We start from the raw sequence: 13373 nt of genomic DNA on the forward strand, positions 1-13373 counted from the left end.
GATTGGTTGGTTACGCCATGGTGATCACGACCTTGCCCCGGGTGTGGCCGCCCGCGACGTGACGCAGGGCGTTCGCGGTCTCCGCCAGCGGATAGGTCCGCTCGACCACCGGCCGGACCTGCCCCGAGTCGAGCAGGTCGCGGAGCATGAGCAGGTCGGCGTGGCTGTGCTTCGCCAGCATCCCCACCATCGTCCGGCTGCTGAAAAGCGCCGCCACCAGCATCCGGAGCAGCGAGCCGAGCGGCCCGGTCCACCGGTTGCGCTTGGGCCCGCCGACGAGGACGAGGGTTCCGCCGGGCGTCAACGCGCGGCGGCGAGCGGCGTTCGAGCGGTTGCCCGCCACGTCGAGGATCAGGTCGTAGGTACGGCCGTCGCGGGTGAAGTCGGCGCGCGTGTAGTCGATGACGTGGTCCGCGCCGAGCCCCCGGACCAGCTCGACGTTGCCGGTGCCGCAGACGCCGGTCACCTCCGCGCCGAAGGCCTTCGCCAGCTGCACCGCGAAGGTACCCACGCCACCGGCCGCGCCGTTGATCAGGACCCGCTGCCCCGGCCGGATCCCGCCCCGGTCGCGCAGGCCCTGCAGTGCCGTGAGCCCCGCCAGCGGCACCGCCGCCGCCTCCTCGAAGCTCAGGTCGGCGGGCTTCGGCGCGAGCCGGTCGGGACGGATGGCGACCTGCTCGGCGAAGGCGCCGTCGCCCATGCCGAAGACCTCGTCGCCGACCCGGAACGCGGTCACGTCGCGGCCGGTCGCCGCCACCACCCCGGCCAGGTCGGCGCCGAGGGCGGTCGCGCGCGGGGTGACGAGCCCGGAGCCGATGCGTACGAGATAGGGCGTGCCCGTCGTTCGATGCCAGTCGTACGGATTGACCGAGGCGGCGCGGACGCTCACCAGCACCTCGTCGTCCCCGATCGCGGGTGGGTCGACCTCGTCGAGTGCCAGCAGCTCCGGTGAACCCCACCTGTGCCGTGCGATCGCTCTCATCCGTCTGCTCCTTCGTCGTTCCGATGTCGTCTCAGCATCGCCAGCGCTGAGCCGTCCCGCGTCGGGCAGCGGGCGGCTCCCCGGCTGCGCCCCCGGTGGTAGCCGGGGGTGCGGACTGCGCCCCGGGGCGTAGGGGTGGATCCGGCGGTCGGCGGACGCGAGGTCGGGCGCGGGTCGCCTAGGGTGCTCGCATGACCAGCCCCAGCGCACCGCCGGAGGTGTCCGCGCGCCGCCGTGGCGGGGCCGGGCTCGCCGTGCTGGTCGCGCTGGTGCAGCTCGTCGGCACCGCGATCTGGTCCGCCGGGCAGGCGACCGCATGGGACCCGCTCGGCTGCGCGCTGCTCGTGGTGAGCGGTCTCGCCCTCGCCGCCCGGCACCGGGCACCCGCCGCGACGCTGGTCGGCATCGCCGTACTGACCGTCGGCCACCAGGTGCTGGACCACCCGCGCGGGCCGACCTTCCTGGCGCTGATCATCGCCGCCGTCGTGGCGGCCCGGTCCGACCGGCGCGGTCCGGTGGCGCTCGTCGCGATCGCCTCCTACGCCGCGTGGGTCGTGCTCGGCGGACCAACCCTCGGCCGGGCGCTCACCGTCGCCGCGTGGGCGGCCGGGCTGGGAATCCTGCTCGCCGTGGTCTACGCCGCCGCGCCGATGGCGATCGAGATGGCGCGCAGACAGCGGCGGCTCGACGAGGAGCGCCGACGGCGGCAGGCGAGCGAGGAGCGGCTGCGCATCGCCCAGGAGCTGCACGACGTGCTCGGACACCACCTGTCGCTGATCAACGTACGGGCGTCGGTGGGGCGGCACCTGATGGACCGCCGGCCCGACGAGGCCCGGGCCGCGCTCGACACGATCAAGCAGGCGAGCGCGGAGGCGCTGCGGGAGGTCCAGTCGGTGCTCAACACGCTCTACCCCAGCGGGGAAGCGGCGCCGCGGGCACCGGCACCCGGACTGGACCGGCTCGACGAGCTGACGGTCGACGCCGGGCTCCCGGTGCGGACCACGATCAGCGGTGCGCCCCGGCCGCTGCCGGCCGAGATCGACCGGGCCGCCTACCGGATCGTGCAGGAGGCGCTGACGAACGTGCGCCGGCACTCCTGTCCCGGCGCCGCGGTGACGATAGCGATCGACTACCGGGAGGAGGAGCTGGTCATGCTGATCCAGGACGACGGCGGCATGCGCGGGCCGATCACCGCCGCGACGGTGGAGGGCAACGGGGTCAGCGGCATGCGCGAGCGCGCCACCGTGCTGGGCGGGTCGCTCACGGCCGGACCATCGCCGACGGGCGGCTGGCGGGTACGCGCACAGCTGCCCGCCGCCGGGGACCCCGCATGATCCGGGTGCTGCTCGGCGACGACCAGGCGCTGGTGCGGGCCGGTTTCCGGGCCCTGCTGGAGTCCGAACCCGACATCGAGGTGGTGGGGGAGGCCGGTGACGGTGCGCACGCCGTGCGGCTGGCCCGGCAGACCCGCCCCGACGTGGTGCTGATGGACATCCGGATGCCCGGCATGGACGGCCTCGCCGCCACCCGGGAGATCGCCGCCGACCCCGACCTGTCCGGTGTCCGGATCGTCGTCCTCACCACCTTCGAGCTGGACGAATACGTCGCCGAGGCGCTGCGGGTCGGTGCGGCCGGGTTCCTGGTGAAGAACACGGAGCCTGCCGAGCTGATTCGCGGCGTACGGGTGGTGGCGGCGGGGGAGGGGCTGCTCTCGCCGAGCGTGACCCGGCGGGTGATCGAGCAGTTCGCGCAGCGGTCGGCGGCCCCGGCACCGCCCCGGCAGCTCGCCGACCTCACCGAGCGGGAACGCGAGGTGGTGACGCTGGCCGGTGCCGGGCTCACCAACGGGGAGATCGCGGCGCGGCTCGGGGTGAGCCCGGCGACGGCGAAGACCCACGTGTCGCGGGCGATGGTGAAGCTCGGCGCCCGGGACCGGGCGCAGCTCGTCGTCTTCGCCTACGAGGCCGGCCTGGTCCGCCCCGGCTGGCTCCCCTGACGCGCCCCACGCCGCGCCCCACGCCGCGCCGCGCGCTGCGCGCTGCTTGCGCTGCATGATCGCGTTGTTTCCCGGAAATATGCCCCTCACTCGTCCTCGGAGGGGCATATTTCCGGGAAACAACGCGACCTTGGGCGTTTCCGCAGCGCAGCGCGGGCGGCGCGGTGCGGCGCGGGTGGCGCGGTGCGCCGTCAGGCGGCGGCGCGGATCGCGTCGGCCAGCGAGGTGGCGGGGCGACCCAGCAGGCGGGGCAGGTCGCCGCTGTCGGTGTCGAGGTCGCCGCGGGCGGTCGCCTCGTCGAGTGAGGCGACGAACCCGGCCGTGCCCTCGTCGAGCCCCGCACCCCGCAGGACCGCGGCGAGCTCGGCCACGGTGATGCTCTGCCGGGCGACCGGCGTACCGGTGACCTCGGTGATCGTCGCGGCGAGCTCCGTGGTGGTGAACGGCGTACCGCCGAGCTCGTAGGTCTTGCCCTCGTGCCCGTCCGCGACGAGCACGGCGGCCGCGGCCTCGGCGTAGTCGGCCCGGGTGGCGGCGGCGATCCGGCCGTCTCCGGTGGCGTCGACCACCGCACCCCGCTCCCGGTAGGAGCCGAGCTGGCCGGTGTAGTTCTCCGTGTACCAGCCGTTGCGCAGGATCGTGAAGGGCACGCCCGACGCCTTCAGGGCCGCCTCGGTCGCCTTGTGCTCCGGTGCGACGGGGAGCTCGGTGGTGTCGGCGCGCAGGGCGCTGGTGTAGACGATCCGGCCGACCCCGGCGGCCTTCGCGGCGTCGATGACGGCGGTGTGCTGCGGCACGCGCTTGCCGACCTCGCTGCCGGAGACGAGGAGCAGCACGTCGATGCCGGTGAGCGCGGTGCCGAGCGTCTCGGGCCGGTCGTAGTCGCCGTGGCGCACCTGGACGCCGAGCTCGGCGAGGTCGGCCGCCTTCTCGGGGCTGCGGACGACCGCCGTCACGTCGGACGGGGCGACACCCCGCTCGAGCAGCGAGGCGATGACGAGGCGGCCGAAGGGGCCGGTGGCTCCGGTGACTGCGTACGCGGTCATGACTTCTCCCGGTGTTAGTACTGTCGAATGGTCTGGCACTAACTATTCCACAGCGCTAGCGATGTGCAAGTGTCTGATCTATCATTGCCTGGTGGTTACCGTCACCGCAGGCCTTTCGGCCGGCTCCGAGACCAGCCCCGACCCCACGGACGAGCTGATCAGCGACGTGTTCGCCCGGGACTGCCTGTCGCGGGCCACGCTGGAGGACGTCGCCGGGAAGTGGGGCATCCTCGCCCTGCTCGCCCTCGGCGAGGGGGAGCTGCGCTTCAACGCGCTGCGGCGCCGGGTGCAGGGGGTGAGCGAGAAGATGCTCTCCCAGACGCTCCAGACCCTTGAGCGCGACGGCATGCTCAGCCGCGACGTGATCACGACGATTCCGCCGCGCGTGCAGTACTCGTTGACGCCGCTGGGGGAGCGGGTCGCGCAGCAGCTGCGGGGCCTCGCCGAGCTGCTGGAGGGGTCGGTCGACGAGGTGGGCGCCGCACGCGCTGCGTACGACGCCCGTGCTCTCACAGGTTGACGATGTCGACGTAGCTGAGCTTGTTGTTGCTGCCACCGGTGGCATTGCCGATCGTCAGCCGGCCGTCGGTGACCGTGACGATCACCGAACGCTCCACCCAGCGGGCGGTGCTGGTCGGGGTGCCCGAGACGGTGAGCACGCCCTCGACCGCGATGCGGTGGACGCTGTCGGTGTAGTCGGGGTCGCCCGAGGCGACGTGGACGAGGTAGGTGCCGTTGGGCACCGCGATCTCCCACGCGTTGGCGCTGGTCGGATGCTGGGAGTGGATCAGCGTGTCGTAGCGCTGGTCGGCGGCGCGGACCGAGTTGCGGTCCCGGGTGAAGGCTGTGTCGTCGCTGGTCCAGCCATAGCTGAGCCCGCCGGTCCGAGCGCCGAAGACGGCACCGGTGTCGGCGAGGTAGCCGGTCGGCACGGCCGCCGAGGCGGGCTGGAAGTTGACCGTCGCGGCGAAGCGCGGCGTCAGCAGGTAGGCGTGGTACTTGCCGTTGACGAGTCCTCTCCCGACGATCTGGCCCCGGTCGTTGATGCCGTTCGCCTGCTGCAGCGTCCAGCCGGTCCCGGCCGGGATCAGCGTGTCCAGAGCGGTGATGGTCGAGCCGGCTTGCCACACCCATGCGCGCGGCGCCGGGCACGGCTGGCACATCGGGTCGACGGTGCCGACGACCTGCCCGGACGCGTTGATCGCCTTCGCGGTGCTGTAGGCGATGCCGTCGATCGTGCCGATGTCGGTGGCGACCGGGGTCTGCGCCAGATCGGCGCCCGGCCAGAGGGTCGCGTGCGTGGCGTAGTCGCCGATCGGCGCCGCCCCGACGATCTGGTCCCGGACGTTGATCGCGGTCGCGGTGACGAGGTCGCCGCTGTAGTAGCGCAGCCCCGGCAGGCTCTCCAGCACGCCGTCGTGCCAGAGGAAGCCGGGCGAGCCGACCGCGTGGCCGAGCGCGTTGATCCCGGTCGCGGCGCCGAGGGACTCCGGCGGGCTGCCGAGGAGGACGCTGCTCCCGTCGGGGTTGTAGACCATCGCGACGGGGCTGCCCGACGAGTCGGCGGGGCGCTGCCCGCCCGCGATCTGCCCGGACGCGTTGATGCCGTTGGCGACGCCGAGCCGGTTGACGACCGGGCCGCCCAGGTCGGTGATGGCGCCGCTCGCGCTCCACCGCACCGGGTAGCCGTAGCCGCCGCTCTGCCGGTCGGACACCCCGGCGACGGTGCCGGTGTCGTTGATGGAGGTGGCGTAACTCGAATCGCCGCCGGGGTTGGTGCCCAGATCGGTCATCACACCGCTGGCCCAGCGGAAGGCGTGGGAGGCGTAGCCGCTGCCGACACTGGTGACGCCGACGACCGTACCGGCGTTGTTGATGCCCAGGGCGGTGCTCTGGGCGAAGGACGCGGTGCCGAGGGTGCCCAGGTCGGTGATGGTGTAACGGGACGGGAAAGCCGCTGCGGCGGGGCTCGCCGCGAGGACGGGCAACGCCGCCGCCACGAGGGCGGCGGCGAGGGTGGGACGGATCAGCCGAAGCACGGTGACTTCTTTCGCGAGGGTCTTCCCGCTGCGGACGCGGGCGGGACGGCGGTCCAGAGAGCGCTCTCCGGCGCCGGATCGAGCCTAGCCACGCCACGACCGATGTCAACGTTCGAATGTCCCGATGCTGCTCGTCGGCCCCGATCGCCTATCGTGGTCTGCTGGCCCGGGCGGAACGGCGCCGGCACGAGGGGGCGGGGAGCGTGGCGACCGGAGCCCCGCAGGGCGCCGGAGGACACTGGGGGTAGCGGAGTATGCGGGTGAGGCTGCTGGGTGCGGTCGAGGTCGCCGTCGGCGACGAGGTGCGGCCGGTTCCAGGGCTGCGCCGTAAGGCCGTGCTGGCGATGCTGGGTCTGCATCCCGGGCAGGTCGTCAGCAGCGACCGCCTGATCGATGTGGTGTGGGCGGAGGATGCGCCCGCCACCGCGCTCAACACGCTGCAGCGCCACATCTCCTACCTCCGCGACCTGCTGGGCGCCAAGGAATTCATCATGGCCCGCTCCTCCGGCTACCTGCTCGCCCTCGGCGACGAGGCGACGGACGTGCTCGCCGCCGAGCGCCTGATCCGTGCCGCCAAGCGGGCATCGGATCCACATCGGAGAGTCGAGGGGCTCCGCGCCGCGCTCGCGCTCTGGCGGGGCCGTCCGCTGACCGGTGTCACCGCCCTGCGCTGGTTCGGCGAGCAGGCGGAGCGGCTCGACGACATGGAGCGCGACGCGATGCGGGCGCTCGCCGAGGCCCGCCTCGAACTCGGTGAGCATCAGGCGCTCATCCCCGAACTGGAGCGCCTGCTCGCCGACCGGCCGCTCGACGAGGGTCTGTGCCGGCTGCTGATGACCGCGCTCTACCGCTCCGGCCGCCAGGCCGCGTCGCTGGAGCGGTTCCAGCAGCTCCGGCAGGTACTCGCCGAGGAGCTCGGTATCGATCCCAGCCAGCCGCTGCGGGAGTTGGAGACGGCGATCCTGCGCCAGGATCCGGCGCTCGACCCGCCCATCCGGGTCGCCGTCGTGGCCGGGACGCCCGTACCGGCACAGCTGCCGCTCGCCACCCGCGGGTTCGCGCCGCGGCACCGGGAACTCGCCCGCCTCGACGCCATGCTCGCCGAGAGCCGCGACGCCGGCTCGATGATGGTCACGGTCGTCTCCGGCACCGCGGGCGCGGGCAAGACGTCACTCGCCGTGCACTGGGCCCACCAGGTACGCGGATCGTTCCCGGACGGCCAGCTCTATGTCGACCTGCGCGGCTTCGGCGGTGACGCCCGGGTGGACCCGCCCGCGGTGCTGCGCCGCTTCCTCGATGCCTACGGCGTACCGGGGAACCGCATCCCGGCCGGTCCGGACGAGCTGGCCGCGTTCTACCGCACGATGCTCGCCGACCGGCGGGTGCTGATCGTGCTCGACAACGCCCGCGACGTCGAGCAGGTGCGGCCGCTGCTGCCCGGGTCGCCCGGCTGCGCCGTCCTGGTGACCAGCCGCAACCAGCTCACCGGACTGGTCGCCGTCGAGGGCGCGCAGTCGATAACGCTGGGCCTGCTCACCGACGACGAGGCGCGCGACCTGCTGACGCGGCGCATCGGCGCGGGCCGGGTCGCCGCCGAGGCCGTCGCCGTCCGCGACATGATCACGCTCTGTGCCCGGCTCCCACTGGCCCTGGCGCTGGCGGCGGCGAGCTGCGTCACCCGGCCGGACCTGGCCGTGGGGGAGGTGACCACGCAGCTGCGCGCGACGGCGGGACCGTTCGACGCACTCCGGAGCGTCTTCTCCTGGTCCTATCAGGCCGTCAGTCCCGCCGCGGCCCGGCTCTTCCGGCTGCTGGGCCTCCACCCGGGGCCGAGCTTCACCGTGCCCGCGGCGGCAACCCTGACCGGCCTCGACGTGGCGGTGGTCCGGCCGCTGCTCGCGGAGCTCATCGACGCGAACCTGATCCAGGAGTCGATTCTCGGCCGTTACCGCTTCCACGATCTCCTGTGGGCCTATGCCCTGGACCGTGCCGGCAGCGACGAGAGCCAGGCCGCGCGCCATGCCGCGGGCCACCGCCTGCTCGACCACTACCTGCACACCTCGGTACGCGCGGCGATGCTGCTCACGCCGCATCGGCAGCCGCTCACCGGGCTCCTGCCGCCGCTGCCCGGTGTCACCCTGGCCGAGCCGGTGACGCGGGACGCGTCGGTGGCCTGGTTCACCGACGAGCGCAGCGCGCTGCAGGCGATGCTGCGGCGGGCGGCGGCCGAGGGGTTCGACACCCACGCGTGGCAGCTGGCCTGGGCGGTGCAGGACTTCCTGGACCGGTGGGGCCACTGGGACGACCAGGTCGCCAACCAGCTCCTGGCGTCCGACGCCGCCGCGCGGCTCGGTCAGCGGGCAGCCGAGGGGCACGCCCACATCAGCGCCTCGACGACCTATGCCCGGCTCGGTGACAACGACCGGGCTCAGGACCACCTGCGCCGGGCGCTCGACCTCTTCGCCGACCTGGGCGACCTCGGCAGCCAGGCCAAGGTCCAGTACCAGCTGGGCTGGCTCGCCAACCGCCAGGGCCGCCACGAGCAGGCCGTCCGGCACGCCCGGCAGGCGCTGCGCCTCTACCGCGCCGCCGGCCAGCCGATGATGGCGGCGCGCACGCTCAATTCACTGGGCTGGGGGTACGCCCTCAGCGGCGATTTCGCCCGCGCCCGCCCCCGATGCGAGCTGGCCCTGGCCCAGATGCGGGAACTCGGTGACCTGGCCTTCCAGGCCGGGACCTCGGACAGCCTCGGCTACATCAACCACCATCTGGGCAATTACGACCTCGCCATCGCGCACTACCTGCGGGCGATCGAGCTCTACCAGGGCAATGACGACCGCTACTACGAGGCCGACGTGCTCGACCACCTCGGCGACTCCTACCGGGCAGCCGGTGACACGGCGGCTGCCCGGTCCGCCTGGACGCAGGCGGTGGAGATCCTGGATCAGCTGGGCCACCTGGACGCCGACCGGGTCCGGATCAAGCTCGGGTCCTGACGGGATTCTCGTGCGGCATCGGCTGCTCGTGCCCGACGCCGCAATCCCCGTCCACGTCGCAGATCACCTGGATCTCGAGGTCGCGGACCCAGCAGGTGTAGTCGAGCAGCAACTGGTGGTACTTGCCGCCGACGCGGCCGCAGCTCTCCTGCAGCGGCGGAAGGTCGTCGAGCCGGAAGTAGCCGCACCGGGCCGACTTCTCGCACCTGATGCTGCCCTCGGGCAGCTCGCAGCCGTAGGGGTAGGGCGATTTCGGATCCTGGCGGAACTCGCCCTGGAGCGCCGCGCAGATCGTGGCGAGCGCCTTTGAATCGATGCCCTCACGGGCCGTGGCACCGGCCGATGCCGTGCTCGGCGCCACGGCGACGAGCAGCGCGACCAGCGCCGCGACGGCCGGCAAACGCAGCACTCTGCTGAGATGGGGCACGATGAGTTCTCCTTCGCGCAAAGAACGGGGTGGCAGGAGTCACCCTGCCACCCCGTCCTGAAACGGCGCTGATGCGCGTCATCGCCTCGACAGGAGGATGCACTGCGCGACGGTCCGGCCCATGCTGATGCACATGGTCAGGCACCATTCGCGGGTCTCGCCGTCATAACTGGCGAAGATCAGCGCCGACCGGAAGGCCGCGATGCCGCCAGGGCCGTCATAGGTGCCGTCGGACAGATCCGTGAGCGTGGTGCCGAGGACGTCCTTGCTCCCGGGCACCACACCGAGCACCTTCACTCCGTCGAGCTCCGCACCGGCGGCGAGAGCCTCGACCTGCTTGGCGGTCAGCCGCACGCCGTCGGCGTCGACCACCACGACCCGCTCCACGGTGCCGAGCGAGCTGCCCGTGAGCTTCGCGAGCTGTCCCAGCGCCTCGCCGGGCGCACCCGGCCGGTCGGCCACGGTCACCGTGGGTTCGGTGGCCGCGGCGGCGGGTGCGGCCGCCCCCACGAACGCCAGCCCGGCGGCCGCCAGCGCGGCCACGACCATGCTTCTCATCCGCTCCCCCTAGAACTGGCAGGTGACGATCGGGATGGTGTTGCTGCCGGGCGGCGGCGGCGGGAACCAGATGCAGTGGTTGTTGATCCAGTCACCGATCCCGCCGACCCCGTCGACCACCCAGTCGATGACGGCCTCGACCGCACCGGTGATGGCGTCCCAGATCTCGCTGAGCAGATAGACCACGACCGGCTCGCCGCCGGTGTCCCCGACGGTGTCCGGCAGGTCCGACTGCGGGTCGAGCCGGTCGATGACGCGCAGCACCTTGGCACCCGTGGTGTCCTTGCCGGCGAGCAGCGCAGCCACCTCGGCGGGCGTCCGCTTCTTGCCGTCGTCGACCGCGACGACCGCCCGCTGGAACACCGCCCGGCCCCCGGTGATGGCGCTGGTGATGCCGGCCAGCTCGCCGATCGTCAGGTCGCTGGAGTGCTCGGGCCGGTCGAACCGGTCGACCGAGACCCGCCCCTTCGCGTCGACCCGCAGCGCCGGTGCGGTGACGAGGTCGTCCGGCCCGAACGGTGCCCAGGCGTACTGCCAGAGACCGTTCACGCACCGGAACGCGCCCAGCTTCGTACCCTCGGGCACGAGCTTCTCGTGCACCGCGCCGCGCGCGTCCACCTCCTGCACGACGCAGTCGGTCGACTTCCCCGCGACCCCGGCCGCAGCCGGAGCGGCCACCCCCGTCAGCGCGGCCGCGCAGCTCGCCGCCAGTGCGACAAGCATCAGCCTTCTCATGATGTCCCCTCCCGTGCTCTGTCGTTCATGGACACGACGTTCGCAGGACGGGCTGATGCCGGCCTGATGCGTGGCTGAAACGTGAAACGTATGGCGTGGCACGGATACGATCCGGCCATGCCCACCCACGTCGAGTCCCGCGGACCGAACGAGGCCAAGTCCCCCTACCTGGGCGGTCGGACCGGTCTGATCGCCGGCTACATCGAGTACGTCATGCAGGCCGGCTTCGTGCTGGCATCGCTCGCCGTCATCGGCTTCACCTTCGTCGCCTTCGACGAGCCGATCGCGGAGGGGTGGGGCTTCCTCGTCTTCGGGTTCCTGCTGCTGGCGATCTTCGTGCCGCTCGGCATCGTCTTCGCGCGCGACACCACGCTGACCCGGCAGCGGTGGCGGCGGCTCGACACCGTCGGGGTGCCGGCGATCGCGGAGATCCTGGAGATCACCACGATAATCCTGGACGAGACCGACGGGACGAGGCTCCGGCTGCGGATCAGCGGTCCCGGCTTCACGCCCTTCGAGGCGTCCCTGGAGTGCGAATACCGCCGCCCGATGCTGCAGGTCGGCGACCGCCTCAACGCGGTGGTGGACCCGTCCGACCAGCTCTTCGCGGTGCTGGCGGCGCCCCGGCCCCGCGGCTAGCCGCCTCAGCCCCGCAGGTAGGCCAGGACCGCCAGCACCCGCCGGTTGGTGTCGTCGGTGAGCGGCAGGTGCAGCTTGGCGAGGATGTTGCCGATGTGCTTGTTGACGGCGGCCTCGGAGAGCACCAGCGTGCGCGCGATCGCGGCGTTGGAGTGGCCCTCGGCGACGAGCGCGAGCACCTCGCGCTCCCGGGGCGAGAGTGTCGCGATCGGCTCCCGTCCGTGCCGCATGAGCTGCCGGACCACCTCCGGATCGATCACCGTCCCGCCCGCCGCGACCCGCCGCAGGGCGTCCACGAACTCCGCGATGTCGCCGATCCGGTCCTTGAGCAGGTAACCGATGCCGCCGCCCGAGGCGAGCAGCTCCGCCGCGTAGGTGTGCTGCACGTACTGGCTCAGTGCCACGACCGGGAGGCCCGGGTGGGCCCGGCGGAGGGCGACGGCGGCGCGCAGGCCCTCGTCGGTGAAGCCCGGCGGCATCCGGACATCGGTGACGACGAGATCGGGCGGGTCGGCGGTGACGGCCGCGATGAGCGCCGCCGCGTCGCCGACGGCGGCGGTCACCTCGCAGCCGAACCGGGTGAGCAGCCCGGCGAGCCCTTCCCGGAGCAGGACGGAGTCCTCGGCGATCACGACGCGCACGGCAGCTCGATCCGGACGATGGTGGGCCCGCCGACGGGGCTGGAGAGCAGCAGCCGACCGCCGACGGCGGCGACCCGGTCGGCGAGGCCGGTGATGCCGGAGCCACCGGCGGGATCCGCGCCGCCCCGGCCGTCGTCGCGGATCTCCACGGTGAGCATGCCTGCATTCTGCGCCACGGTGACCGAGGCCCGGGTCGTACAGCTGTGCTTGGCGACATTGGCGAGCGCTTCGGAGATCGCGAAGTAGGCGGTGGTCTCGACGGGCGCGGGCAGCCGGGCTGCACTCACCCGCACGGTGACCGAGAGCGGGCCGGCTGCGGCGAGCTCGTCGATCGCGGCGGGCAGGCCGAGTTCGGTGAGCGTACGCGGGCTGATGCCCCGGACCAGGTCCCGCAGCTCGACCATGACCGCCTTCGCCTGCTCGTGCGCGGAGTCGACGGCGACCGCCGCGGGGGACCCCGGTGGCAGGTCGAGCTTCGCGAGGCCGAGCTGCATGGTGAGGCTGACGAGGCGCTGCTGCGCGCCGTCGTGGAGGTTGCGCTCGATCCGGTGCAGCTCGGCGTCGAACGCGTCGGCGAGCCGGGCCCGGGACGCGGTGACCTCGACGAGCTGCGCCTCGGCCGAACCCGCCTCGACGGTGAGCAGCGCCCGGGCGAGGGCCGCCTGCGCCAGGCTGAAGGCGGCGGTCAGGTAGACCAGGATCGCCGCCGCGACGAGCCCGACGAGCGAGAGCCCGATCGCCTGGCCCATCGAGTCCACCGTGGTCGTGCCGATCACGAACGCGCCGGGGTCGAGCCTGATCGCGAGCGGGGCGGCGATGAGGGCGCCGACGAGCAGCCCGGCGATCATGACCGCGCCGAGCCACAGCGGGGCGATGACCGCGAGCACGAGCAGGTAGGCGAAGGCCCGCCAGGTCGCCGGGTCGAGGTAGAGGTTCCGGCCGCTGCGCCCGTCCCGGGCCGGGCGGTCGTCGACGAGCCGCAGCCGCCACCGTTCGACGTAGCCGACGCCGACCGCGAGCGGCGGGCCGATCAGCGCCAGCAGCACGATGCCGATCAGCCCGAGCGGGACGGCGGTGACCAGGTCCTCCGTGCCGTGCCGGAGCTTGCCCGCGGCGATCGCCACCGGGGCGAGGGGGCAGGCGAGCAGGGTCCACAGGACACCGCTGGCGAGCGCGGTGCCGACGGCGTAGGCGAGGCTCCGCCAGAGTGACGCGGAGAGATGGAATTGCCGCCGGGTGACCGCGCTGAGCGGCGCGGATGGGGAGTCCAAGGTCATGCGGTCCAGGCTATGGTCCGCCCCGGTGCCCCACGAG

The 13373-nt window shown here is 73.0% G+C and carries 13 protein-coding genes; 5 read left to right on the forward strand and 8 right to left on the reverse strand.

Going from position 1 to position 13373, the window contains the following annotated elements:
- Nucleotides 1–10: 10 nt before the first annotated feature.
- Nucleotides 11–982, reverse strand: a complete 972-nt coding sequence (locus tag F4553_RS34350; protein WP_184844864.1) for an NAD(P)-dependent alcohol dehydrogenase — start codon at nt 980–982, stop codon at nt 11–13.
- Between the two features lie 191 nt (nt 983–1173).
- Here F4553_RS34350 and F4553_RS40345 point away from each other — a divergent pair, with 191 nt between their 5' ends.
- Nucleotides 1174–2316 (forward strand): sensor histidine kinase, encoded by a 1143-nt coding sequence (locus F4553_RS40345; protein WP_221470594.1) that lies wholly within the window; start codon nt 1174–1176, stop codon nt 2314–2316.
- Nucleotides 2313–2978, forward strand: a complete 666-nt coding sequence (locus F4553_RS34360; RefSeq protein WP_184844867.1) for a response regulator — start codon at nt 2313–2315, stop codon at nt 2976–2978. The genes F4553_RS40345 and F4553_RS34360 overlap by 4 nt, the downstream gene beginning before the upstream one ends.
- A 191-nt stretch (nt 2979–3169) precedes the next feature.
- Here F4553_RS34360 and F4553_RS34365 read toward each other — a convergent pair whose 3' ends face one another.
- Nucleotides 3170–4024 (reverse strand): SDR family oxidoreductase, encoded by an 855-nt coding sequence (locus F4553_RS34365; RefSeq protein WP_184844870.1) that lies wholly within the window; start codon nt 4022–4024, stop codon nt 3170–3172.
- 91 nt (nt 4025–4115) lie between these two features.
- On the opposite strand from F4553_RS34365, the gene F4553_RS34370 reads away from it, so the two are divergent.
- Nucleotides 4116–4544, forward strand: coding sequence for a winged helix-turn-helix transcriptional regulator (locus tag F4553_RS34370; protein ID WP_312875496.1), 429 nt, complete (start codon nt 4116–4118; stop codon nt 4542–4544).
- Here the strand turns inward: F4553_RS34370 and F4553_RS34375 are convergent.
- Nucleotides 4534–6063, reverse strand: a complete 1530-nt coding sequence (locus F4553_RS34375) for a hypothetical protein (RefSeq protein WP_184844875.1) — start codon at nt 6061–6063, stop codon at nt 4534–4536. The genes F4553_RS34370 and F4553_RS34375 overlap by 11 nt on opposite strands.
- A gap of 260 nt (nt 6064–6323) precedes the next feature.
- Here F4553_RS34375 and F4553_RS34380 point away from each other — a divergent pair, with 260 nt between their 5' ends.
- Nucleotides 6324–9059 carry an AfsR/SARP family transcriptional regulator gene (locus F4553_RS34380; protein WP_184844878.1) on the forward strand — a complete coding sequence of 912 codons (2736 nt, stop codon included), beginning with the start codon at nt 6324–6326 and terminating at the stop codon, nt 9057–9059.
- Here the strand turns inward: F4553_RS34380 and F4553_RS34385 are convergent.
- The 3 genes from F4553_RS34385 to F4553_RS34395 form a co-directional block, all read right to left on the reverse strand.
- Nucleotides 9043–9486, reverse strand: coding sequence for an NUDIX hydrolase (locus F4553_RS34385; RefSeq protein ID WP_184844880.1), 444 nt, complete (start codon nt 9484–9486; stop codon nt 9043–9045). The genes F4553_RS34380 and F4553_RS34385 overlap by 17 nt on opposite strands.
- Before the next feature lie 78 nt (nt 9487–9564).
- Nucleotides 9565–10044, reverse strand: coding sequence for a hypothetical protein (locus tag F4553_RS34390; protein ID WP_184844883.1), 480 nt, complete (start codon nt 10042–10044; stop codon nt 9565–9567).
- 9 nt (nt 10045–10053) lie between these two features.
- The gene (locus F4553_RS34395) at nt 10054–10767 is read right to left on the reverse strand and encodes a hypothetical protein (protein WP_221470595.1); all 714 of its coding nucleotides are present in this window, start codon (nt 10765–10767) and stop codon (nt 10054–10056) included.
- 129 nt (nt 10768–10896) lie between these two features.
- On the opposite strand from F4553_RS34395, the gene F4553_RS34400 reads away from it, so the two are divergent.
- Entirely contained in the window at nt 10897–11418 is a 522-nt protein-coding gene (locus tag F4553_RS34400; RefSeq protein ID WP_184844890.1) for a hypothetical protein, read from the forward strand.
- Between the two features lie 5 nt (nt 11419–11423).
- On the opposite strand, the gene F4553_RS34405 is transcribed toward F4553_RS34400, so the two are convergent.
- A complete protein-coding gene (locus F4553_RS34405; protein ID WP_184844893.1) occupies nt 11424–12059 on the reverse strand; it encodes a response regulator transcription factor in 636 nt (211 codons plus the stop codon).
- The gene (locus F4553_RS34410) at nt 12047–13336 is read right to left on the reverse strand and encodes a sensor histidine kinase (RefSeq protein WP_184844898.1); all 1290 of its coding nucleotides are present in this window, start codon (nt 13334–13336) and stop codon (nt 12047–12049) included. The genes F4553_RS34405 and F4553_RS34410 overlap by 13 nt, the downstream gene beginning before the upstream one ends.
- Between the last annotated feature and the right edge of the window lie 37 nt (nt 13337–13373).

This window comes from Allocatelliglobosispora scoriae, assembly GCF_014204945.1.
In the GTDB taxonomy this organism is placed as follows: domain Bacteria; phylum Actinomycetota; class Actinomycetes; order Mycobacteriales; family Micromonosporaceae; genus Allocatelliglobosispora; species Allocatelliglobosispora scoriae.